17 protein-coding genes are annotated in these 19,924 nt (G+C 50.6%); 9 read left to right on the forward strand and 8 right to left on the reverse strand.

The window, feature by feature from the left end; translation table 11 throughout:
- Positions 1 to 55 precede the first annotated feature (55 nt).
- Together H6F68_RS21390 and H6F68_RS21395 are read left to right on the forward strand one after the other, a co-directional pair.
- Complete coding sequence (locus H6F68_RS21390; protein WP_242065595.1) at positions 56 to 1,186, forward strand: glycine zipper domain-containing protein; 1,131 nt, start codon at positions 56 to 58, stop codon at positions 1,184 to 1,186.
- A 355-nt stretch (positions 1,187 to 1,541) separates the two neighbouring features.
- The gene (locus H6F68_RS21395; protein WP_190562099.1) at positions 1,542 to 2,894 is read left to right on the forward strand and encodes a hemolysin family protein; all 1,353 of its coding nucleotides are present in this window, start codon (positions 1,542 to 1,544) and stop codon (positions 2,892 to 2,894) included.
- Between the two features lie 6 nt (positions 2,895 to 2,900).
- On the opposite strand, the gene H6F68_RS21400 is transcribed toward H6F68_RS21395, so the two are convergent.
- A complete protein-coding gene (locus H6F68_RS21400; protein WP_190562101.1) occupies positions 2,901 to 3,674 on the reverse strand; it encodes an HAD family hydrolase in 774 nt (257 codons plus the stop codon).
- 46 nt (positions 3,675 to 3,720) lie between these two features.
- Here H6F68_RS21400 and H6F68_RS21405 point away from each other — a divergent pair, with 46 nt between their 5' ends.
- Positions 3,721 to 5,388, forward strand: coding sequence for a D-Ala-D-Ala carboxypeptidase family metallohydrolase (locus H6F68_RS21405; protein ID WP_190562103.1), 1,668 nt, complete (start codon positions 3,721 to 3,723; stop codon positions 5,386 to 5,388).
- 98 nt (positions 5,389 to 5,486) lie between these two features.
- Positions 5,487 to 6,305, forward strand: a complete 819-nt coding sequence (locus tag H6F68_RS21410; RefSeq protein WP_190553379.1) for a hypothetical protein — start codon at positions 5,487 to 5,489, stop codon at positions 6,303 to 6,305.
- Between the two features lie 286 nt (positions 6,306 to 6,591).
- Here the strand turns inward: H6F68_RS21410 and H6F68_RS21415 are convergent, their stop codons facing one another.
- Entirely contained in the window at positions 6,592 to 7,137 is a 546-nt protein-coding gene (locus tag H6F68_RS21415) for a hypothetical protein (protein ID WP_199295960.1), read from the reverse strand.
- Positions 7,138 to 7,163: 26 nt separating this feature from the next.
- The gene (locus tag H6F68_RS21420; RefSeq protein WP_190440925.1) at positions 7,164 to 7,898 is read right to left on the reverse strand and encodes a phycocyanobilin:ferredoxin oxidoreductase; all 735 of its coding nucleotides are present in this window, start codon (positions 7,896 to 7,898) and stop codon (positions 7,164 to 7,166) included.
- Positions 7,899 to 8,010: 112 nt separating this feature from the next.
- Here H6F68_RS21420 and H6F68_RS21425 point away from each other — a divergent pair, with 112 nt between their 5' ends.
- Both H6F68_RS21425 and tatA read left to right on the forward strand, forming a co-directional pair.
- Entirely contained in the window at positions 8,011 to 9,186 is a 1,176-nt protein-coding gene (locus H6F68_RS21425; protein WP_190440921.1) for a serine/threonine-protein kinase, read from the forward strand.
- 91 nt (positions 9,187 to 9,277) lie between these two features.
- Positions 9,278 to 9,454, forward strand: a complete 177-nt coding sequence (gene tatA, locus H6F68_RS21430) for a twin-arginine translocase TatA/TatE family subunit (protein ID WP_190440918.1) — start codon at positions 9,278 to 9,280, stop codon at positions 9,452 to 9,454.
- A gap of 106 nt (positions 9,455 to 9,560) precedes the next feature.
- On the opposite strand, the gene cphA is transcribed toward tatA, so the two are convergent.
- Positions 9,561 to 12,317 (reverse strand): cyanophycin synthetase, encoded by a 2,757-nt coding sequence (gene cphA / locus H6F68_RS21435; protein WP_190562105.1) that lies wholly within the window; start codon positions 12,315 to 12,317, stop codon positions 9,561 to 9,563.
- Between the two features lie 593 nt (positions 12,318 to 12,910).
- Positions 12,911 to 13,780 (reverse strand): cyanophycinase, encoded by an 870-nt coding sequence (locus H6F68_RS21440; protein WP_370527551.1) that lies wholly within the window; start codon positions 13,778 to 13,780, stop codon positions 12,911 to 12,913.
- 298 nt (positions 13,781 to 14,078) lie between these two features.
- Between H6F68_RS21440 and trmD the strand changes: the two genes are divergently transcribed.
- The 3 genes from trmD (at position 14,079) to H6F68_RS21455 (ending at position 17,090) form a co-directional block, all read left to right on the forward strand.
- The gene (gene trmD, locus H6F68_RS21445; protein WP_190440914.1) at positions 14,079 to 14,774 is read left to right on the forward strand and encodes a tRNA (guanosine(37)-N1)-methyltransferase TrmD; all 696 of its coding nucleotides are present in this window, start codon (positions 14,079 to 14,081) and stop codon (positions 14,772 to 14,774) included.
- A 161-nt stretch (positions 14,775 to 14,935) separates the two neighbouring features.
- Entirely contained in the window at positions 14,936 to 16,240 is a 1,305-nt protein-coding gene (locus tag H6F68_RS21450; protein WP_190562190.1) for a branched-chain amino acid ABC transporter permease, read from the forward strand.
- Positions 16,230 to 17,090 (forward strand): ABC transporter ATP-binding protein, encoded by an 861-nt coding sequence (locus H6F68_RS21455; RefSeq protein WP_399314786.1) that lies wholly within the window; start codon positions 16,230 to 16,232, stop codon positions 17,088 to 17,090. Before H6F68_RS21450 ends, H6F68_RS21455 begins: the two co-directional genes overlap by 11 nt.
- 150 nt (positions 17,091 to 17,240) lie before the next feature.
- Here H6F68_RS21455 and H6F68_RS21460 read toward each other — a convergent pair whose 3' ends face one another.
- The 3 genes from H6F68_RS21460 to H6F68_RS21470 all read right to left on the reverse strand — a co-directional run bounded on the left by H6F68_RS21460 (position 17,241) and on the right by H6F68_RS21470 (position 19,859).
- A complete protein-coding gene (locus H6F68_RS21460; protein WP_190562107.1) occupies positions 17,241 to 17,585 on the reverse strand; it encodes a hypothetical protein in 345 nt (114 codons plus the stop codon).
- Between the two features lie 151 nt (positions 17,586 to 17,736).
- On the reverse strand, positions 17,737 to 19,608 hold the full coding sequence (locus H6F68_RS21465; protein ID WP_190562108.1) for a tetratricopeptide repeat protein: 1,872 nt from the start codon (positions 19,606 to 19,608) through the stop codon (positions 17,737 to 17,739).
- A gap of 50 nt (positions 19,609 to 19,658) precedes the next feature.
- Positions 19,659 to 19,859 carry a hypothetical protein gene (locus H6F68_RS21470; RefSeq protein WP_190562110.1) on the reverse strand — a complete coding sequence of 67 codons (201 nt, stop codon included), beginning with the start codon at positions 19,857 to 19,859 and terminating at the stop codon, positions 19,659 to 19,661.
- Positions 19,860 to 19,924 lie beyond the last annotated feature (65 nt).

Genomic DNA, 19,924 nt, shown 5'->3' on the forward strand with positions numbered 1-19,924 from the left:
ATCGATAAGCTTAGAGGAAATAAGGAAAGTTTATAGAATCGCCAGGGAGTTTTTTATGACTAGTATCAACAACTCACCATTCATGAGTAATGACGACAATCTAGCGCCGATCGACGTGGAAATCGTAGAGACGACCGCTGAGATTCAGCCCCAAGAGTCTGCTTCTGACAAAGGTCAAGCGACTAATCACATCGTTGCCGAAGCTATTGGCGCGGCTAGTGGTGGTATTGCTGGAGCCACAATTGGTAAAATGGTCGGTGGACGCCTAGGTGCAGCCGTCGGTGCTGTAGGTGGCGCGATCGCAGGTGCAGCAATTGGTAACCAGGCCGCAGAAGGCATTGACCAAAAGCTCGACAGTGCAGTCCACACCATGAAGGACGCCGTTGATGGCGTGACTCACCAAGTGGAAGGTGTAGTTGAAACCGTCAAAGAAAAAGTCAACGAGACTGACCTAAAGGGTGCTGTTAATTCTGCCAAACAGAAAATTGAGGAAGCTGATGTTCATGGCATCACGGACTCTGTAAAGCAAAAAATCAGCGAAGCGAATGTTCGCGGTGTAACTGACTCTGTGCAGCACAAAATTGAGGAAGCTGACGTTCAGGGTGTGAGTGCTTCCGTCAAACAAAAAATCGATGAAGCCAACGTGCGTGGCGTGACTGATTCCGTACAGCACAAAATCGAAGAAGCTGATGTGCGTGGGGTTAGCAACTCTGTCAAGAGCAAAATCGATGAAGCAAATGTGCGTGGCGTGACTGACTCCGTACAGCACAAGATCGAAGAAGCTGACGTGCGTGGCGTTAGCAACTCTGTCAAGAGCAAGGTCGATGAAGCGAATGTTCGCGGAATCACCGACTCTGTCAAGAGCAAAGTTGACGACGTAAACGTGCGTGGCATGGCTGACTCTGTAAAGGATTCTGTTAAAGGCACCGCAGATAAGGCTAAAGATGCGATTGCAGATAAAGCCAAGCCCGTCTTAGGTAGCCAACCCTCGACTAGCCCAACTTCATCCACATCGGTTAACCGAGATCTCTACAGAGACCCTCTAATAGGTGTAGATCCTCTGCTTGATGTGAACACCACACCTGTAATCACACCTCCGCCTGCAACAAATCCCAAGTTGATCACCGATCGCTCCATTGATTCCCTGACTACTGACGAAGAAACCAAGAAGCGCTACCAGTCCTAAGCAACCCATCTCTGGAATGTAGAGTTTAATCTGATTCCCTGAGATACTTAGTTAACGTGCCACAACGCTAGAAACAACTGCCTCCGCTCCCCATCAGAAGGGAGTCGGAGGCTTTAATTATGGACGGTAGTTGTAGAAGACTAAGCCAAAGCAGCTAAGCTAGGCGGCATCTGCTTGTATGGTTGAGAGGTGAGGCGATCGCAACAATATTTGCTTCAATCGTGTTGGCTGATACTTGTTAAGCTTGGGCAAAAACTGCACCTTAGAGTCTTGGAATGTTTAGAACCTTTGATTCTGAATATTAAGATACTTAAGACATTAGGCGCGATTCGCCACAATCACAGGCAACTCAGGAATGTCCTCTTTTCTTTTTGATTTCCTCATCCTTATCTTGCTGACCTTTGCCAACGGAGTCTTCGTGCTCTCGGAGATGGCGATTGTTTCGGTGCGCAAAGTGCGACTCCAGCAGATGGCCAATGAGGGGAATGCCAAAGCTCGCACAGCCCTCGACCTAGCAAGTGCTCCAAACCAATTCTTAGCAACCGTCCAGATTGGGATCACGCTGATTGTCATTCTGTCTGGTGCTGTGGGGGAATCCACGCTGGCTAAAAGAATTGGGCCGCTCTTCGCCTTGATCCCCGCCTTAGCTCCATACCGAGAGGCGATCGCCTCGGGTATAGCAATTGTCATCGTCACCTACTTAACCCTGATTATCGGGGAACTGGTGCCTAAGCAACTGGCGCTAAACAACCCAGAAAGAGTGGCTTCCTCCGTGGCTGGCCCCATGCGGATGTTGGCAATGTTCGCCGCGCCAGTGGTCCATCTCCTGAGCGCCTCGACAGATATGGTGATGCGATTGCTCAGCATTCGACCCTCCGACGAGCCAATGGTGACTGAAGAGGAAATCAAAGTCTTACTGCAACAAGGAACTGAAGCGGGCACCTTTGAAGAAGTTGAGCAAGACATGGTGGAGCGGGTGTTCCGCTTGGGCGATCGCCGCGCCAATGGCTTGATGACACCCCGCCCCGATATTGTCTGGCTTGACCTAGAAGACTCCTCAGAAGAAAACCGTCAGAAAATCACGGAAGGAGTGCATTCCCGGTTTCCGGTGTGTCAGGGTGGTATCGATAGCGTCTTGGGGGTCTTGCATGTCAATGACTTGCTAGTACGGAGTCTAGTTGGAGAACCAATCGATTTAGCTACTAATTTGCGGCAACCGCTGTTTATTCCAGAGAGTACTCGCGCCCTTTCAGTTCTAGAGTTGTTCAAGAAATCCAGTACTCATATCGCGTTTGTCGTGGATGAGTATGGAGTGATTCAAGGACTCGTGACCCTCAATGACATCCTAGAGGCGATCGTCGGTGACATTCCTTCAGTTGAGGACTTAGAGGAGCCCTACGCCGTCCAGCGTGAGGATGGCTCTTGGCTGCTAGACGGAATGCTATCAGTGGATGAGTTCAAAGACATTCTTGAAATTAATAAAATTCCTGGAGAAGAAAAAGGTAATTATCATACGCTAGGTGGTTTTGTAGTCATGCATCTAGGCCACATCCCCACCGCTGCAGATCACTTTGACTGGCAAGGGCTACGCTTTGAGGTGATGGATATGGATGGAAACCGCGTCGATAAAGTCTTAGTAATGCCTATTGCCTCTGAGGAGGGTACTAGCTCTAGTGATGAGCCTTCTCAACCTAGAAGCTCTAATTAAAAATTTTTAATGCCCACATAGCCAATCAGCGAGCTGACAAAATCCTTTACCTTCTGGTTCTGGTGTGATGTAAGTCGGTTGATGCACTAGTTGATCCGCATAGTGTTTAACATTAGCGACCCCCACGGATAGGGGAAATTGATCGGCATCAAACAAGCTTTCATCATTAGGGCTATCGCCCACTGTGACGACCTGCTGAGCCGTGTGCTCAGGAAAGTACTGACCTAGAACTTGGCGTAACCCAGTCGCTTTGTCCTGCTCAATTGGCTTGATGTGGCCTTGGACATTGCTGTAGGTGAAGCCCCAGCCTTGATCTTGGCAGTAGGCATTAATGGCTTGAATGTCCGGTAAGCTCAGCCTCTGAATATCAAATGTCCAATCTGTGACGCGAAAACGATTGTCGGCAGATTCTTGTAGTTGCGGAAAATCGGCTTGTAGGCGCTGAAAAGTTTGGGCCAGCTTTTGGCGATGCAAGGCTAAATCAGGAATCGTCACCAACGCGATTGGAGTCTCAGTTTGGCTAGCGTAAAACATACCGCCGTTTTCCGCGATCGCTCCCCAAGTGGGCAAATAGTTGACCAAGCCACCCACCCAACCTGCCGATCGCCCGGTGACAATCAAAACTTGGATTTCCGCCGCAGCTAACTGCTCCAAAGCTTGTAGTAAGGTGGGCGTAAATTTGCCATTCTGCGTCAGTGTGCTGTCCATGTCGGTGGCCACTAGGCAAACATTCTTAAGGGAATTAGCGACTAAAGCCTGAGACAGTAGCGTTAAAGGCATCTTGGTTAGTAACTGTAATGATTAGGTCAATTAAGTGCTGTAGCTTATGGCAAAACTGACACCAGACCAGCGTAACTACCTTTACTTATTAGAGGCAGAACGAGCTGGAATTCATAAACCCATCCTGGCAGCACTTTATCAGGTTCAAGGTAAGCCAACGCTGGAAGATGGCGAAACTGGGCTAGGGATTGCACCTGCCAGCCGGATTCCCCTCGGGCAAGTCAATACTTTTGCGGCTCAAGTGCAATATGCCGCTAACACAATTCGCAGCATCACCGACAGCTTAGTCGCCCAAGGCTGGAAAGCCACTGACCTATGGATTAACGAAGCAGGACGCTACGGTAACAGATTTATTCAAGCGGTAGCAGCAGGTTATACACCGCCAGCCAATAACGAAGCCTCCGCCCGCCTAGAATCCTCAAACCCTCAAGCTCTGCTGCAAGCTTACCTGGACGATTTAGCCATTGACTTCAAAGCCGAAGGGTTGCCACAAAACCTGGCTTACTTAGACAGTGCACTACTGACTTTGGTCGATCGCCTACCTAGTTATTACAGAAGCTTGCCTTACCAAAGAGATGCTTTTCTAGAAGCTCTGCGGATTTGGCGCAAACTCGATTCCCGTGAGGCTGCGATCGCCTCTCTCAACCTGAAAACGCCCGTTGATGCTGACCCTGAATCCGTAGACGAGTCTTACCTAGACAAAGCGCTGATTCAGTTTATGCAAAGCATTTCTCGTAACTATTCAGGCTACCCTCATCAACGCGAAGCTTTAGTTCGCCTGACCCAACTATGGCGACAACTGGATTCTCGGGAAGCAGCGATCGCCTCTCTAGAAAAAGACACCTCCCCGGAGCCAGGATTAAAGATCGTTGATCCTGCTCTAGTTGCTTTTGCCCAGCGCTTACCACAGTACTACCAAGGTAAAGGAGAGCAACGAAATGCTCTAACAGAAGCTTTTCGGCTGTGGCGGGGTCTTGATTCCCGCACCACGGCTCTGGCTGCGTTAGGCATTAACCCAAACACATTGTCTGCTAGCACTACCAATAAAACTGCTCTCACCGACGCAGCGACTCAGCTTGATCGCGAACTGCTCGAATTTATTGAGCGGATTCCCGGTGAGTATCAAGAAACTGAAGAGCAACGAGAAGCATTAATTCGTCTGGTGCAGCTTTGGCGAGGGTTGACTACTCGTGACCAAACCATTCGATCGCTGTTTGAAGACGTGAGGCGAATGCAGCAAGCACGTCGAGATGCCCCAGAAGCCCCCCCCAAACCGAAACCGTTGATCTTGCCCAAGCGTCCTGCCCGCTGGACTCCTGGCAATATTCAGCTCTATGCCTCCATCATTCCCAATGGGACTTTTAGCTGGGCTGAGGCCACTCACGGCGGCACTCGCATGCCCCCTGACCAAACCACAGTCGATGCGATTGTCCGTATTGCTCGTCTAGCGCAACAAGCCCGGGAGCGGATTGGTCGTCCTTTCCAGGTCACTAGTTGGTACCGCCCCCCAGAAATCAATGCTAGAGTCGGTGGTGTGTCTAACAGCCGCCATATTGTTGGGGACGCGATCGACTTTTATTGCGACGGGCTTACAGGCGATCAGCTCTATTGGTTCCTAGATTCCTGGTGGCCAGGGGGGCTAGGCCGATACGCTAGCTTCCCTTATCTCAGCCACATTGATGCTCGCAGCTACCGAGCCCGTTGGCTCCGCTAGTATTTTTAGATACCTGTATTTTCGCTGCGGCTTGTGATGCAACAGCCCCGCTTCGGGGCACTCTGAAAATAGAAGTCACCGTTGGGCCTGGATTTACTATGTCAACCCCTCTTTTTCTCATAGAACCTTGGTTGGCTCAAGCTCCTGTCAAGACTGCGAAACCTGTCAAAACCGTTAAAACCAAAGTGGCTGTGCCTCCCCCTCAGCCTGTGCAGCCCGATGACAGTGCTATGCAGCCGTGGATGATGACCACTGGCGGGTTGTTTCTCCTATTGGTTGGGTTAGGAGTTTATTCTCACTTGCAAGCGAGTAAGTTGCAAAAGCAGGTGCGATTTGCCGACTTGAAGAATAAGGAGATGCAGAAGAAACTGAAGATGGCTCTGGAAACCATCGGCAAGATGGAAAAGAACCCCGACCTAATTCACTCCAGAGAATTTAATCTAGACTACCTGCGCATGCGGATGGCGGAAGAGGTCTTCCACTTTGCCATCGTCAATCAAATTAAAATTAAAGTTAAAGAAAAAATCTCGCTAGCTCTGCGACCCAGCCAAGCCCAGCAGGGTGCTGTAGGAATTGCCAGTGCAGGTCGGGCTGTAGATGAAGTATTTGATGTGGAATACGAACCGGGCGACCTACCAAAGGGCACGAAGCGGGTATTGTTCCGGATTCAAATCAAGCTGACGAAACTGCCGACTCAGCCCACCTCGGTCACAATTAGCCAAATTATTGACTGCTTAGAAACCTACCTCAGCCCTGCCCATGAGGAGAACGACACCTGGCAACCTACCATTCAGGGTCGCATTGCTCAAATTCATTGGGATCAGAAAGCGAAGCCTACACCAATGCTGGTGCTAGAGCAAACGACTGACGGCACGAACGTTACCTTCCGAACTAACCGCACTTTAGCGCATCGCTAAAAGTCCTAGAAAGTCATAGCAGTGGCGATCGCGCTCTAGAAGCCCCACCATCTTGACCATCGATCAAGCTTAATCAGCTAACCCAGCTAATATTTTTTAATTGCTGCATATAGGTGGGTTTTATATTTGCTATACCAGAATCCATAAATCCTTAAAGTCATCTTTGATAGGTGACTTTAAGGATTTCAAAATATATTGATTCGTCAGCTACAAGTTAACTAGACGCTTTTCATCCTGCAAAGCATGATGTGCCTTGCAATAACGTAAGAGATTGATAGCAAAGTCATCAATCATCTTCATCTGGGCCTTTCCAAGCTTCAATCACTTCATCAATTGATTGGCCGAGAATCCGCGCCAAAGGTCCAAGTTGGCGTTGTTCTATGTCTTTGCCGACCCAAATATTCTTCAGTTCTCCGTAGGAGAGCCGATAAGAGTCACAAAAGCGAGCGAACTCATCATCGTTCAAATCAAGTTCAGCTTGGCGATGCTTGAGGAGGGTCGCAATGAGTGCTGTTCCTTGCTTAGGTGGCTCGGTTTTATTTAAGTACTTCTGCACCAAGCCGTCAATCTGGCTGTTGTGCCCCCCGGAGCGGCTAACCAAGTCATAGCAGGCCAAATACAACGCTTGGCGCAACTTGCGGTCTTGGTTCATGGCTGCGGCAATCTGAGCCGCATAATCAGGCTTGCAAAGCCCAACTACGGCTCCCTCATAGGTGATAGGTACATAGGCGTCCCTGGCATCAAATTGCCAGGCGGTAGGCTGATTGCCCTGTAGCACGATGGCATCTCCTTTTAGCGATCGCAACCCACGCTTATTGCTGTGTTTCGCCAAGCGCTCTCGGAGGTTGCCAGAGTTGCTTAGGCGCAGTCAAACAAGACAGTGGTCATGTAATAGTCTGCCCAATCTACGCCAAAAGCTTTTTCAAGGACGCGGCGGGTTTTGTCGTTTTGTTGCTGTTTGGTGCAGTAGTAACGTTGAGCCTGGAGAATTTCGGTTTCTTGCTCTGAAGTCACCGCAATAGCCGCGATCGCCTGTTGGCAGTGAACTGTTAAAAAACCTTCGACTCGGCTGAGAAATTGTTGTTCTTCTTCAGCGCTGCCAGGGCGAATAAACAGACAAAAATCCGAGAAAATATCTCCCCAGTCTGGCAAAGCCCGAGCTTGGGAAAACTCAGGATTGGGTAGGGCTGACAAGGCGGTGCGATATGCCTCCGAGAGAGTTCGGTCGGCGTTGAGGGGGGATAAATCTGCGATCGCGGCACTAATCTGTCCTCGACCCCCTACCAGGTCGGTGCCGAACATGGGCAGAGCGTAATTGGTGCGAGGAAACATGACGCAATGCAAAATATCAAGATTGCTCCCAACTCGTGCCAATTCTAAGTGCAACTTCCGGAATTGAGGAGTTTGGTAGCAGCGATTTTCAATCACCAGTTTTTCCCCTTCTAGTCGCCCTTCGACATACCCCAACTCAGCCGGGAAAGGATAAGGAGATAAATCCAAATGGCGGTGCCAAACAGACTCGATCGCGTCTGCGAGTTGACGGATTAAAGGATGTTGTTGTTCGCGGAGAGAGGGGGTTGAGGTCGCTGACATGGTAAAAACTGGAAGTTGTTAAAGAATGCTGTTGTAGGTTCAGAATATCAGCTTGCTTTGGGCACGAATTCAAAGCTATAAGAATTTCTAAGGGCAATAACGGCGGAAGAAAATGCCAAATCCAGTTTTAGGCGATCGCTACGAGATCCAAAAGCAACTGGGCAAGAACTCAGGACGGCGAACTCTCCTCGCTCGTGACTTGCAAACTCAGGGGTTTGTGGTGATCAAGTTGCTGTCCTTTGACAATGAAACTGAATGGGACGATTTGAAGTTATTTGAGCGCGAAGCCGACACGCTCAAGAACCTGTCCCATCCGGCGATTCCGCAATACCTTAATTCCTTTGAGCTGAACCTCCGCAATGGTAAAGGCTTTGCTTTAATCCAAACCTATGTGCATGGGAAATCTTTGGAAACCTTGCTCCAAGGCGGCAAAACCTTGACTGAAGCACAAGCAAAGCAAGTTGCCAAAGCACTGCTAGAAATTTTGGTTTACCTCCACGGTCAGCAACCCCCCGTAATCCACCGAGACATCAAGCCGAAAAATATTTTGCTCACCGATACCTCTGGCGATCGCCCGATTCAAGTCTATTTAGTAGATTTTGGCTCAGTCAGGGCTGCAACGCCGGAGGAGAATACCAACTTTACAGTGGTCGGCACCTATGGCTATATGCCGCCAGAACAGTTCAGTGGCAGGGCGATCGCGGCATCTGATCTTTACAGTTTGGGGGCAACCTTAATCACTTTGGTCACAGGCACTCACCCTTCTAGCTTGCCTCGGCGTGGTTCCCGAATTGATTTTGGTCAAGTGGCTGATTTGAGCCCGGCCTTTGCCGATTGGCTTAGTTGGATGACTGAATCTAGCTTAGAGCGGCGGCTCACCTCGGCTCAGGGTGCTTTACAAGCCCTCGAACAAGACCAAACCCGAAATGCAGCAGCGGCAGTGGTAGCTAAACCCACTGATAGCAAAGTAGCGCTGAGCAAAGATGCTAATGCTTTGGAAATCATTATGCCAGCCTTATTAGGCCAAACTCGCTTGCGGATCGATGCCCAAGAAATCTCACTAGCTCAAAAGCGGTTGGGGCTTTCCAAAGGGCGGCCTCAAGTGGGGCGCAGGCAAGAAATTCGCAGCGTGACCTATACAAAATCTGGTGATGCACCCAGGCTGGCGATCGCGGTCGGCTCTCAGCAATATGAACTAGGCGGGCCGCAATCTCTCACAGCGGCAGAATTGGATTGGTTAGCTTATGAACTCAGTACTTGGCTCAAGATTCCGCTTACCAAATCCTAATCCATCTAAATCGGCGAGTTCTGCAAAACCGGACGTTCCTCCCGTCTATAGTTAATGAGTGAAGCATGGTTGACAGGAGAGGGAGAGGGCTATGTTTGGTCTAGGATGGCCGGAAGTAGCGATTATTGCGATCGCGGCAATTGTGATTTTTGGTCCCAAGAAAATTCCTGAGCTAGGGAGCGCCCTAGGCAAAACGCTGCGGGGGTTTAAGGAAGAAGTCCAAAAACCTGATGCTGAGAATGATGTTACAGATTTAGATCAAGAATAACCAGCCCGAGCCAGACCCTAATTTTTAGAGCAAAAACAAACACATCTAGACAGCTCATAGACAACTGTCTAGATGTGTTTAACCTCTCTCCGGGGAAACTGAAACTCTAAAAAGTGTAGGCAGACTGAGACTCTGTTTGAGCTGTGCCTGAGTTAGACTGGCTTACCTCAACTGAAGCGACGTTTACAGTTTGACCATTGGTCAACGTACTGGCTCCATTCTGCTCTGCCGTTTGCGTGGCTGTGGTATGGCCGACCGGATTTCGGGCCTCAATCAACTGAATGGCACGAGTCACGCTCTCTGGCAGAATGACAACCAAGCTCCCTGGTGTAGCTCGATCGAGGGCAGAGTTGATGGCTTTGGTTTCATCCAGAATGATTTCGTGAGGGCATCTTTGGTTGGCTGCTTCCAGCCCTCGGCAAATCCACTCCGCCGCTTCGCCTCTGGCTCGCCCTCTAGTATCGTCGTCTTCCTTGACGATCACGCGATTGAACATATCCGCGGCCAGTCTACCCAGAGTGACAAAATCCTCGTTGCGGCGATCGCCTGGTCCTCCAACTACACCAATCCGCTCTCCCGTCCAATTCTTCACAAAGCCTCCTAGTGCTTCGTAACTGGCAGGATTGTGGGCATAGTCCACCAAGGCATGGTAGTGACCGAGGTCAAACAAATTCATTCGTCCTGGTGTTTGGTCAGCTGAAGCTTGGAAGCTCATTAAGGCAGCACGAATGTCTTCGATCCTGACCCCATGGGCAAACGCCGCTAAACTCGCAGCGAGAGCATTAGCAATCATGAAGGGCGCACGTCCCCCCATTGTCAGCGGCACATGGATGGCTTGCTCGATGCGGAGCGTCCAGTCACCCTTAAGAATCGATAGATAGCCATTTTCATAGATGGCGCCTAGACCTCCTTGCTGAGCATGAGCCCGGACAATTTCGTTGTCAGGATTCATGGCAAAGTAAGCTACTTGGGCTGTGACATTACGAGCCATGCCTGCAACGAGAGGATCATCAGCATTCAGCACCGCGTAGCCGTTGGGCATGGCAGATTCTGCCACCACGCTTTTCACCCGCGCCATATCGTCTAGCGTGTTAATGTCTCCTAGCCCCATGTGGTCAGCCGCGACATTGAGCACCACGCCAATATCACAGGCATCGAAGCCCAAGCCAGAGCGCAAGATACCGCCACGCGCGGACTCTAGAACTGCTACTTCCACAGTGGGATCTCGCAGAATCAATTGGGCGCTTTGAGGCCCAGTAGTATCTCCCTTTTCCACCAAATAATCATCAATATAGATGCCATCAGTGGTGGTGTAGCCCACAACGCGCTGGGTTTGCTTAAAGATATGAGCAATCAAACGGGTCGTGGTAGTTTTGCCGTTGGTGCCCGTAACCGCAATGATGGGAATGCGGCTAGCAGCCCCAGGCGAAAACAGCATATTAATCACCGACTCTGCCACATTCCGGGGAATGCCTTGGCTGGGCGCAACGTGCATCCGGAAGCCAGGAGCAGCGTTGACTTCAACAATCACACCGCCGGTTTCGCGCAGCGGTCGCGAAATGTCGGAGGTAACAATGTCGATACCAGCAATATCAAGGTTGATGATTTTGGCGACTCGTTGGGCCAGCCAAATGTTTTCTGGGTGGACATCATCGGTGCGATCGATCGCGATCCCTCCGGTACTGAGGTTGGCGGTGGCCCGCAGATAGCAAACTTCTCCCAGAGGTAGTACGGTTTGCAGGGTATAGCCTTGCTGATCTAGCAGCTTCCAGCTCGTGCGATCGACCGTGATCTTGGTCAGAACATTGTCATGACCTTCGCCCCGTTGGGGGTCTTGATTGGTCCACTCAATCAATTGTTCGATGGTGGAGCGGCCATCACCCACCACATGGGCGGGAACTCGCTCAGCTACGGCCACGAGTTTACCGTTTACCACCAATACACGATGGTCGCGCCCTGTGTAGTACCGCTCCACGATCAGCGATCGCGACACCTCTTTGGCGGCGTCGTAGGCTTCTTCGGCCATCTTCCAGGAGTCGATGTTGAGCGTAATGCCACGGCCATGATTGCCATTGAGCGGCTTGATGACAATCGGAAAGCCACCGACTTGCTCTACGGCTTCTTCTAGCTCGTCCATGTAATTAATTACAATACCCCGTGGCACAGGTACACCGGATTCGTGGAGAATTTGCTTGGTACTTTCCTTATCGCAAGCCAGCTCTACGCCTAAAATGCCAGTGTGATTGCTTAAGGTTGCCTGAATCCGTTTTTGATGCGCTCCATACCCCAGTTGAATCATGGAGCGAGCCGGAATTGGCAACCAAGGAATGCCTCTCGCTTCTGCTTCGCGCACCAAAGACTCGGTGCTGGGACCCAACGAAGCATCGGCCCAGTAAGCTCGCAAGTCTTGCAAGTCTTGTTCTAGCTCAGCTTTAGGATAGCTCCCCGTTTCTACAATGCTTTGGCACAGGCGCACTGCTGCTCTAGCGGCATAACGACCTGCCTGCTCATCTAAGTACTCGATCACCACTTGGTAAGTGCCAGAGGTAGCCGTTTCCCGGGTGCGGCCAAAACCAACTTCCATACCCGATAGCACTTGTAGCTCCAGAGCCACATGCTCCACGATATGCCCCATCATGGTGCCTTCGCGGACTCGGCTCAGGAATCCCCCCCGGCATCCTGGCGAGCAGAAGTGATCGTCTAAGCTGGGCAACGCTGTCACTAACCCCTCATAAAACCCAGGAATTTGGTGGGAAGGCTTTTCTGCCAAATCCTCCAAATCTAAACGCATCACGACCAGCTTATGACGACGAATGCTCCAGTAGTTAGGGCCGCGTAATGTCTGGATCTTGAGTATTTTCATAACGCTATCCGAGGGTGTTCGGGGGTGGGGAGGACGCAGATGCAATAACGAGTTGCGGTGACTTTAAAGAAGCAACTACCCAGTTTCTCGCTTCAATAAACCTCAAATTGTTTACCAAGAACAGTTTGGCGCTCGATAAACTACAATCTCTGCCAGTATGAATTACAACAAATCAGAACAAATCAAAGTTCAGCAGATTTAGAGTCAAACTTAAAAAACAGCGTAGCAGCGATCGCCTGAACTACTTGGCTCTTTTTGAGGTAGAGGATCGAGGAACTGCCGCTGTATTACCAGGGTGGCTGGTATTTACCCAATAAAATCAGCATACCAATACAAAAAACAATCGACATAGCAAAACCAGTCAAAGCTTAGCTCTTGACCTGATAGCTGTTCTTTGCAGTTTCAAGCTTTAAGAACCTGCAAAACTGTTCATATTGAGCAGTTTTAGTTAAAAAAGTTTGAGAGTTGCTGGCTAGCATGAAGTCAATACTAAGGTAACTGATGGGGAGCCGAGACTACCTTCGGGTATGACAAATTTAGGCTGAATGCTTTTCAAAATCAGCATTAAGCCAGAGGTTCGTAGGAATCTGATTTTATGGTTCGCGAGACATGATCCGACGTTGGTAGAGCTGGTAGCGATCGCCATAGCTGAGGATATGCACCCGCAAGTTATGAATACTCAGTGGCTCTGTCGCATCTGCATCGGGTTGGTTAGTATAGTTCAGATCCACAGGGTCAATGACGGTAACAGAGCCTTTGCCCAGGACGTGTAGCAAGCCATCACCCTCAAATAGGGCACAAGTATCCTCGTCGATGCCGATGCCCAGCTTATCCGGGTAAGCCGCGATCGCACTCATCAGTCGTGCCATGCGATTGCGATTATGGAAATGCTGATCCACGATAATTTCTGGGATGATGGCTAACCCAGTAGCCATGTCTACGAGCGAGCGATTGGGATGCTCACCACTACCACCGCCGGCAATCATGTGATGCCCCATGACCGCTGCCCCAGCACTCGTGCCTGCCAGCGTGATCTCACCTTTCACGGCCCGTCGCCGCACTTCTGCCATCAATTCTGTGTCCGCCAACAGCGCACAGAGCCGCAACTGATCGCCCCCAGTCATGAACACGCCTGTACAGCTTTCCAGAAAAGCACGCCAGAGAGAGTCCTCACACTGCTCTCGTTCGCGGATATCTAGGACTTCAATCGCCTTAGCACCCATGTCTTCAAAAATGGTGCGGTACCGTTCGCCAATCGTGGCGGGTTCTCGCGAGGCGCAGGGAATGATGGCAATCCGAGCATCTGTGCCGCCCGACCGATGAAAAAAGGAAGTCAAGATTTCCTTGCCGTGGACTTTATCTTCCGCTCCCCCAATAATCATCACAGCGGTTTTCGTGGACTGAGGCATCTGTTGTTTGAGGGTTTGAGATTCTAGCTGCGGCACGACGCTACTCCTGGACATAAAATGAACCAGACGCTCCAGTAACCGATTGATTGAAATAGGGATGCCGCTTCTGTTCATCCAGTGCCATGCAGTTTTAACCCTGGAGCTTAACTAATATAGGCATAATGTCAGATTATTTAAACATAATTTAAGAAATTCAGAAATCACTGCCTAATTTCTTCTGACGGCTCTTAAGGTGGCATAAGAACTAACCACTAGCGATCGCCAAATACCTCTCTCGATCAGAAGTATGCGCCAGTTTCAGGGTATAGTCAGCAGTCTCGGCAAGATTTGCATTCTCAAAAGTTAGGGTTTTGTGAGATTCGACATTGTTACTTTGTTTCCTGACTTCTTTACGTCACCGCTGAGTTCGGGCTTGTTGGGCAAGGCTTTAGCGAAAGAAATTGCTACGGTGCATCTCACAAATCCACGTGATTTTGCGACTGACAAGCATCGACGTGTGGATGATGAACCCTACGGGGGTGGGGTCGGCATGTTGATGAAGCCAGAGCCAATTTTTGCGGCGGTGGAGTCCCTGCCTGTTTTACCGAGGCGAGAGGTGATCTTAATGACGCCCCAAGGTCAAACGATGAATCAGGCAATGTTTCAGGAGTTGGGAACGAATTATGACCAACTGGTGGTGATTTGTGGCCATTACGAAGGAGTGGATGAGCGAGTCTTGCACCTCGTGACTCGTGAGGTGTCATTAGGGGATTTTGTGCTGACCTGTGGTGAGATTCCGGCGCTGACGCTGCTGAATGGGACGGTGCGTTTGCTGCCTGGAACGGTGGGTAAAGAGGAATCCCTTAAGGCAGAAAGCTTTGAAGCAGGGCTGCTAGATTATCCGCACTACACTCGACCCGCCGTGTTTCGCGAGTGGGAAGTGCCAGCCGTTTTGCGCTCTGGAAACCATGCTGAAATCGATCGCTGGCGACAAGAACAGCAAATTCAACGCACTCGCGATCGCCGCCCCGATTTGTATGAGAAGTGGTTGAAGGATCAGGAGGTGTAAGTTGCCCTTGATACTTGTCTGCTCTCGGACTGCGGTACAATCCGATTGCCCAGCTTCCCCCTGATCGCTGTAACTTTATTAGGGCGCTTAGGGCGATCGCTCGACTCAGACTCCACCGATTCCACGATTTCTGTTCCCCTATTGCTGCTGTCAACTTTGGCATGGAAGGCTACATTGTCCAGTTAATTATTTTCACTGCAACCTATGCTCTCTTTGGCTTGGGCTTGAATTTGCAGTGGGGTTTTACAGGTCTGATCAACTTTGGCCATGTTGCCTTTATGACGGTCGGAGCTTATACCACCGTTTTACTGACGCTAACTGGGATACCCCTACCCATTGCGGTCTTAGCTGGTGCGGCTTTGGCTGCCTTGCTAGGCTTGTTGATTGGCTTTTCTACCCTCCGCTTACGAGAAGACTATTTGGCGATCGTGACAATTGGCGTGTCTGAAGTGGTGCGACTCGTAGCCCTGAATGAAGAGTGGCTGACGCGAGGAGCGCGGGGTGTGTATGGCTATCCCCTACCGCTGGACAAATTCAACCCCAATGCTTTCACTAGAGGCGGCATGATTGCCCTGCTGACGGTGGTGGTGGGTTTGGCCTACTGGAAGCTTTGGCAGTGGGTGCAGCAACGCCTCAAGACAGTGTCTCGTCCCGCCGCGATTAGAAATGCGTTGGTTTGGGGTGGCTATACGGGCTCACTCGTCTTGCTCCTAGGAGGAGTCGGAGTTGTGATGCAACAGCTCAAACTAAGCCGTACCCTTTCGCCAGAGCTGTTAGGCTTGGGCCTGTTGATCGCTTTGGTCGGGGTAGGCTGGGTTTACATCGCGATCGCTAAAACCCTAGTGGCTCGCTTGTCAGAATGGGCCGCAGGTTTGGCTTTATTTAGCGTCTCCTTGTGCTCGATCTTAGGCTTGTGGATGTATAGTATTGGCGCGAACGCCCTCTATAACTACTCCTATAAGGCAGGGCTGATGTTGTTGCTGGTGGTGGTGCTGGCGATTTTGTTTAGCTTGTTAGAGTGGCTGGTGCGATCGCCTTGGGGCCGAGTGTTGAAGGCGATTCGAGAAGATGAGGAAGTCGCCAAAGCGCTAGGTAAAAATGTGTTTTGGTACAAGTTGCAATCGCTAATGCTAGGCGGCGCGATCGCTGGAATTGCCGGAGCTTTTTATGCTTGGCAACTTACCTTCATTAACCCCGACGGCTTCATTCCCCTAATCACATTTCAAGCTTGGACGATTGTGGTTTTGGGTGGCGCTGGGAATAACGTCGGTACCTTGCTGGGTGGGACAATTTTCTGGGCTTACAACACCTTGACGCGGTTTGTCCTGAAAGACATTGTGCCGCTAGACGATGCGAGATTAGGCGCATTCCGCGTCATGATCATTGGCTTGATCTTGATTGTCGTTATGATGTGGCGACCCCAAGGCATTCTAGGTAAGAAGGAGGAATTAACCCTTGGTCGATGATCCCAAGTCTCCCGATGTTTTGCCGGAAGCAGTGCCGCAGCAAGGCTTAGAAGAAATTTTGACCGAGGTGGAAGACCGTAGACCCTCACTTCAGGTTCCCCTTTTAGCAGCAAGTGGCCTCTCCAAGAGCTTTGGCGGCATCAAAGCCGTGGACAATGCCGCGATCGAGGTGGCTCAGGGTAGTATCACTGGACTAATTGGCCCCAATGGTGCGGGTAAAACAACGTTGTTTAACTTGCTGTCTAACTTTATTCGCCCCGATCAAGGGCGGGTGATTTTTGATGGTGAACCGATCCAACAACTACAACCCCACCAAATTGCTCAGCAAGGCATGGTTCGTACTTTCCAGGTAGCGCGGGTGTTGTCCCGGCTGTCGGTGTTGGAAAATATGCTGCTGGCGGCTCAACATCAGACGGGAGAAAATTTCTGGAGCGCTTGCTTGCAGTTTCGCCAGGTGGCCAAGGAAGAAAAGCAGTTAAAAGAGCGAGCTTACGCCATTTTAGAGTCGGTGGGCTTGACGCATATGACCCATGAGTATGCAGGAGCGCTTTCTGGCGGTCAGCGCAAGTTGCTAGAGATGGCGCGTGCCCTGATGGTGCAGCCCAAACTAATCTTGCTAGACGAACCTGCGGCTGGTGTGAACCCCACCCTGATCAACCAAATTTGCGAACACATCACCACCTGGAATCGGGAAGGGCTGACATTTCTGATTATTGAGCACAACATGGACGTGATCATGTCGCTGTGCGATCGCGTTTGGGTTTTGGCAGAAGGCCGCAATTTGGCAGTGGGCAGTCCTAGTGAAGTCCAAACCAACTCGGAAGTATTGGAGGCTTATTTGGGGCAGTGAGGTCAACAGGTACTCATCCCGAAGGTGCCTTAAAAACACGAAGAGGTGAGTTTTGACACCCACCTCCAACGCTCAAATTTTCTGCAAACTAGTTGTGATGCACCCTTTGACAGAAGCCTTGTAGCAATTTGCGGCTTGAGTTGCTTGAGCCTAGTCGTGCTTTTTCTTTTTGCCGTTTTTGCCTTCTACGGGCTCTACTGGCAGTTGCATGACGCTTCCGGTTTGCGTTTGGACTGTCTGTCCTGGAACTACCTGACCAGGAGCCGCAGCGGGAACCGCTAAAGGCGATGCCTGAGTTGTAGCTGGCGCAGGCGATACTTGAGCGGCTGGAGCGGGGCTTTCTGCGGCAGTTGGAGGAGCTAGATACCGATTGACTAGCAGGGGAATGGCAGTCGTACCAGCCAGCGAGACAGCACCAATAATGCCCTGAGTTAGGGTTACTTTAAATCCTTGTCCTTTGGGGGGTTCTGAGGGTGATCCAGAATTTGCAGTCATAAAGAGGCAGGGGTATGGCTGTACAATCAACTTCACTCATTTATCGAAAGAATCAGCCTGAGCTACAACCGTATTTTTACCGAGCAAATAAAATCTTTGACAAAGATTCAAGCGTCCATAAGCTGTCTGTAAAAATGGTTCTGAAAGGAAACTACGGCTTGCTTGGCGCGTCACACCAGCGATGCCACATTTGCCGATACAGGCTTTCGAGGGTTTGAGTAAAACCGCGCCCATTTGTCAGAGGCGATCGCGACATCAGATAGCGCAAATTGGATCGGAGAAAGCGTAAGCGATCGCGGTCTTCTGCTAAACGTTTGGCTAGGGCTACATACTCGCCTGAAGACACAGCAATCAAATCGGTCAGCCCTAGATTGGCTAACAAGCTCATCCCCACCCTAGCCGCATGACTTTTGCCAGCCAGAGTAATCACCGGAATCCCCATCCATAAAGCTTCGCAGGTAGTTGTAGTGCCGTTGTAGGGGAAGCTGTCGAGGCCAATGTCGATTTGGTGATAAAGGGCCAAGTGCTCGGCAAAAGAGGAGACGTGCCCTAGGAGGTGGACGCGATCGCTAGTCACACCATGTTGAGCGAACAAATCATGAAAGCGCTGACGAGTAGCCGCATCAGTCAAAGCTTTGTATTTCAAAACCATCTGAGATTGGGGTACAGCCTTGAGGATATTGGCCCAAGTCGCAATCACTTCTGGTGTCACCTTGGCCAAGTTATTAAAGGAGCCAAAGGTGACGTATCCCTTCGTCAGCGCGGGCAATGCTTCTACAGTTGGGGCGTTTTGTGCTGCTTGGTAGCAGAGAAAGCCACGGGGTAGCCTTACTAATTTCTCGGTGTGGCGAGTATCAGCCACTCCTACTGGATCGGCCCAAGTATCGGTGAGGCGGTAATCGATCGCTGCCAAGCCTGTGGTGTTGGGATAACCCAAATAAGTCACTTGGATCGGTGCAGGTTTATGAGCGAACACCAAGATGCGGTTGCCAGCTGTATGTCCTGCTAAATCCACCAAAATATCAATCTGGTCTTGGCGGACCAACTGAGCTACATGCTCATCGCTAAGGCTAATGATGTCGCGCCAGCCGTCAGCAAAGCGGCGAAATTGTTCGGTCAAGCCATCATCGGCCAGCAGATTAGCGTAGCAGAACACCTCATAATTAGCGTGGTCATGAGTTGCCAGCACAGAGCCGATGAAAAACCCTACAGGATGGGCATTGAAGTCTGGGGAGACATAACCAATCCGCAAACGGCGATCGCGAGTCCGATCATTTAAGTGTGGCGTCGCGGCTTGAGTAAGCGGCTCGGCATACTGTTCGGCCCAGCGTTTGTGCTCAGTAAAAATTGTCTCCGGGTCGTGGCTGCTGTCATAGTGCAGCGAGAACAGCAAATTACTTTTCGCTTCCATCAAACCGGGTTTCATCGCGATCGCCTGACGATAAGCGGCGATCGCCTCCGTCATCCGTCCTTGGTCTTTGAGCACGTTGCCCAAGTTGTTGTAGGTTTCGGCCAAGTCAGGACGTAGCACTACTGCTTGCTGGTAGTGGGTGCTGGCTTCTGCCAACTGACCTTGGCGTTTGTACATATTGCCGAGGTTGTTGTGGGCCTCAGCCGAATCGGGCTTGAGAGTTAGAGCTTTCTGGTAAGAGGCGATCGCGGCTTCCGCTTGGCCCAAATCTTGGTAAACATTACCTAAGTTGGTATGAATGTCGGAGGCGGTAGGTTGCAGGGCTAGCGCTTGCTGGTAGTAAGTGATCGCTTGGTCAAGTTGGCGGCGGTTGAAGCAGGCCAGAGCCAGCTGGCAATATTGAGTTGCTGCTTGATGCCAGTACTGAGTTGCTGCTTGAATCTGCCCCTGCTGTTGGGCAATCAGCCCTAACTGAGACAGAGCCTCAACTTGGTCCTCAACTTGGTTGGGTTGCTGCTGCAAAATTTGCCGATAGATTTGCTCAGCTTCAGACCACCGCTTGGCCTGAAAATGTTGGAGTGCGATCGCCGAAGCTTCAGAAATATTCACCATACCGCCCAATGTCTTGCTCCACTGAATCTTGCCTGCAAAACTGTCTCATCTCAAGTCTGTAACTTTAACGCTACACCGACTCCAGCATTCCCTACCCAACCCCGCATCTCAAAGCTCAATCTCAAAACTCGGTCCCAGATTGCCTCACAAAAGCTGAGTTGCGCTTTCAGATAGACATTATGTTGGGAATGATCAAGAGAAATAGAGGCTAGCTGTTGTTGAGTTAAACGAATGGCTGGAGCCTTTGCCACTCGCTAAAGTGAGTTGCCCCACTTTGCTAATCCCATAGAATTTTGCCCGATCGAGGATCTTGAGC

Source organism: Trichocoleus sp. FACHB-262 (assembly GCF_014696035.1).
Taxonomy (GTDB): domain Bacteria; phylum Cyanobacteriota; class Cyanobacteriia; order FACHB-46; family FACHB-46; genus Trichocoleus.

Excerpts from the sequence above, each read along its gene's own strand:
- H6F68_RS21425 (WP_190440921.1), top strand. The coding sequence starts at position 8,011 with ATGCCAAATCCAGTTTTAGGCGATCGCTACGAGATCCAAAAGCAACTG.
- H6F68_RS21420 (WP_190440925.1), bottom strand. The coding sequence starts at position 7,898 with ATGTCAGCGACCTCAACCCCCTCTCTCCGCGAACAACAACATCCTTTA.
- H6F68_RS21450 (WP_190562190.1), top strand. The coding sequence starts at position 14,936 with ATGGAAGGCTACATTGTCCAGTTAATTATTTTCACTGCAACCTATGCT.
- tatA (WP_190440918.1), top strand. The coding sequence starts at position 9,278 with ATGTTTGGTCTAGGATGGCCGGAAGTAGCGATTATTGCGATCGCGGCA.
- H6F68_RS21440 (WP_370527551.1), bottom strand. The coding sequence starts at position 13,780 with ATGTCCAGGAGTAGCGTCGTGCCGCAGCTAGAATCTCAAACCCTCAAA.
- H6F68_RS21390 (WP_242065595.1), top strand. The coding sequence starts at position 56 with ATGACTAGTATCAACAACTCACCATTCATGAGTAATGACGACAATCTA.
- H6F68_RS21405 (WP_190562103.1), top strand. The coding sequence starts at position 3,721 with ATGGCAAAACTGACACCAGACCAGCGTAACTACCTTTACTTATTAGAG.
- H6F68_RS21465 (WP_190562108.1), bottom strand. The coding sequence starts at position 19,608 with ATGGTGAATATTTCTGAAGCTTCGGCGATCGCACTCCAACATTTTCAG.
- H6F68_RS21460 (WP_190562107.1), bottom strand. The coding sequence starts at position 17,585 with ATGACTGCAAATTCTGGATCACCCTCAGAACCCCCCAAAGGACAAGGA.
- H6F68_RS21410 (WP_190553379.1), top strand. The coding sequence starts at position 5,487 with ATGTCAACCCCTCTTTTTCTCATAGAACCTTGGTTGGCTCAAGCTCCT.
- H6F68_RS21395 (WP_190562099.1), top strand. The coding sequence starts at position 1,542 with ATGTCCTCTTTTCTTTTTGATTTCCTCATCCTTATCTTGCTGACCTTT.
- cphA (WP_190562105.1), bottom strand. The coding sequence starts at position 12,317 with ATGAAAATACTCAAGATCCAGACATTACGCGGCCCTAACTACTGGAGC.
- H6F68_RS21400 (WP_190562101.1), bottom strand. The coding sequence starts at position 3,674 with ATGCCTTTAACGCTACTGTCTCAGGCTTTAGTCGCTAATTCCCTTAAG.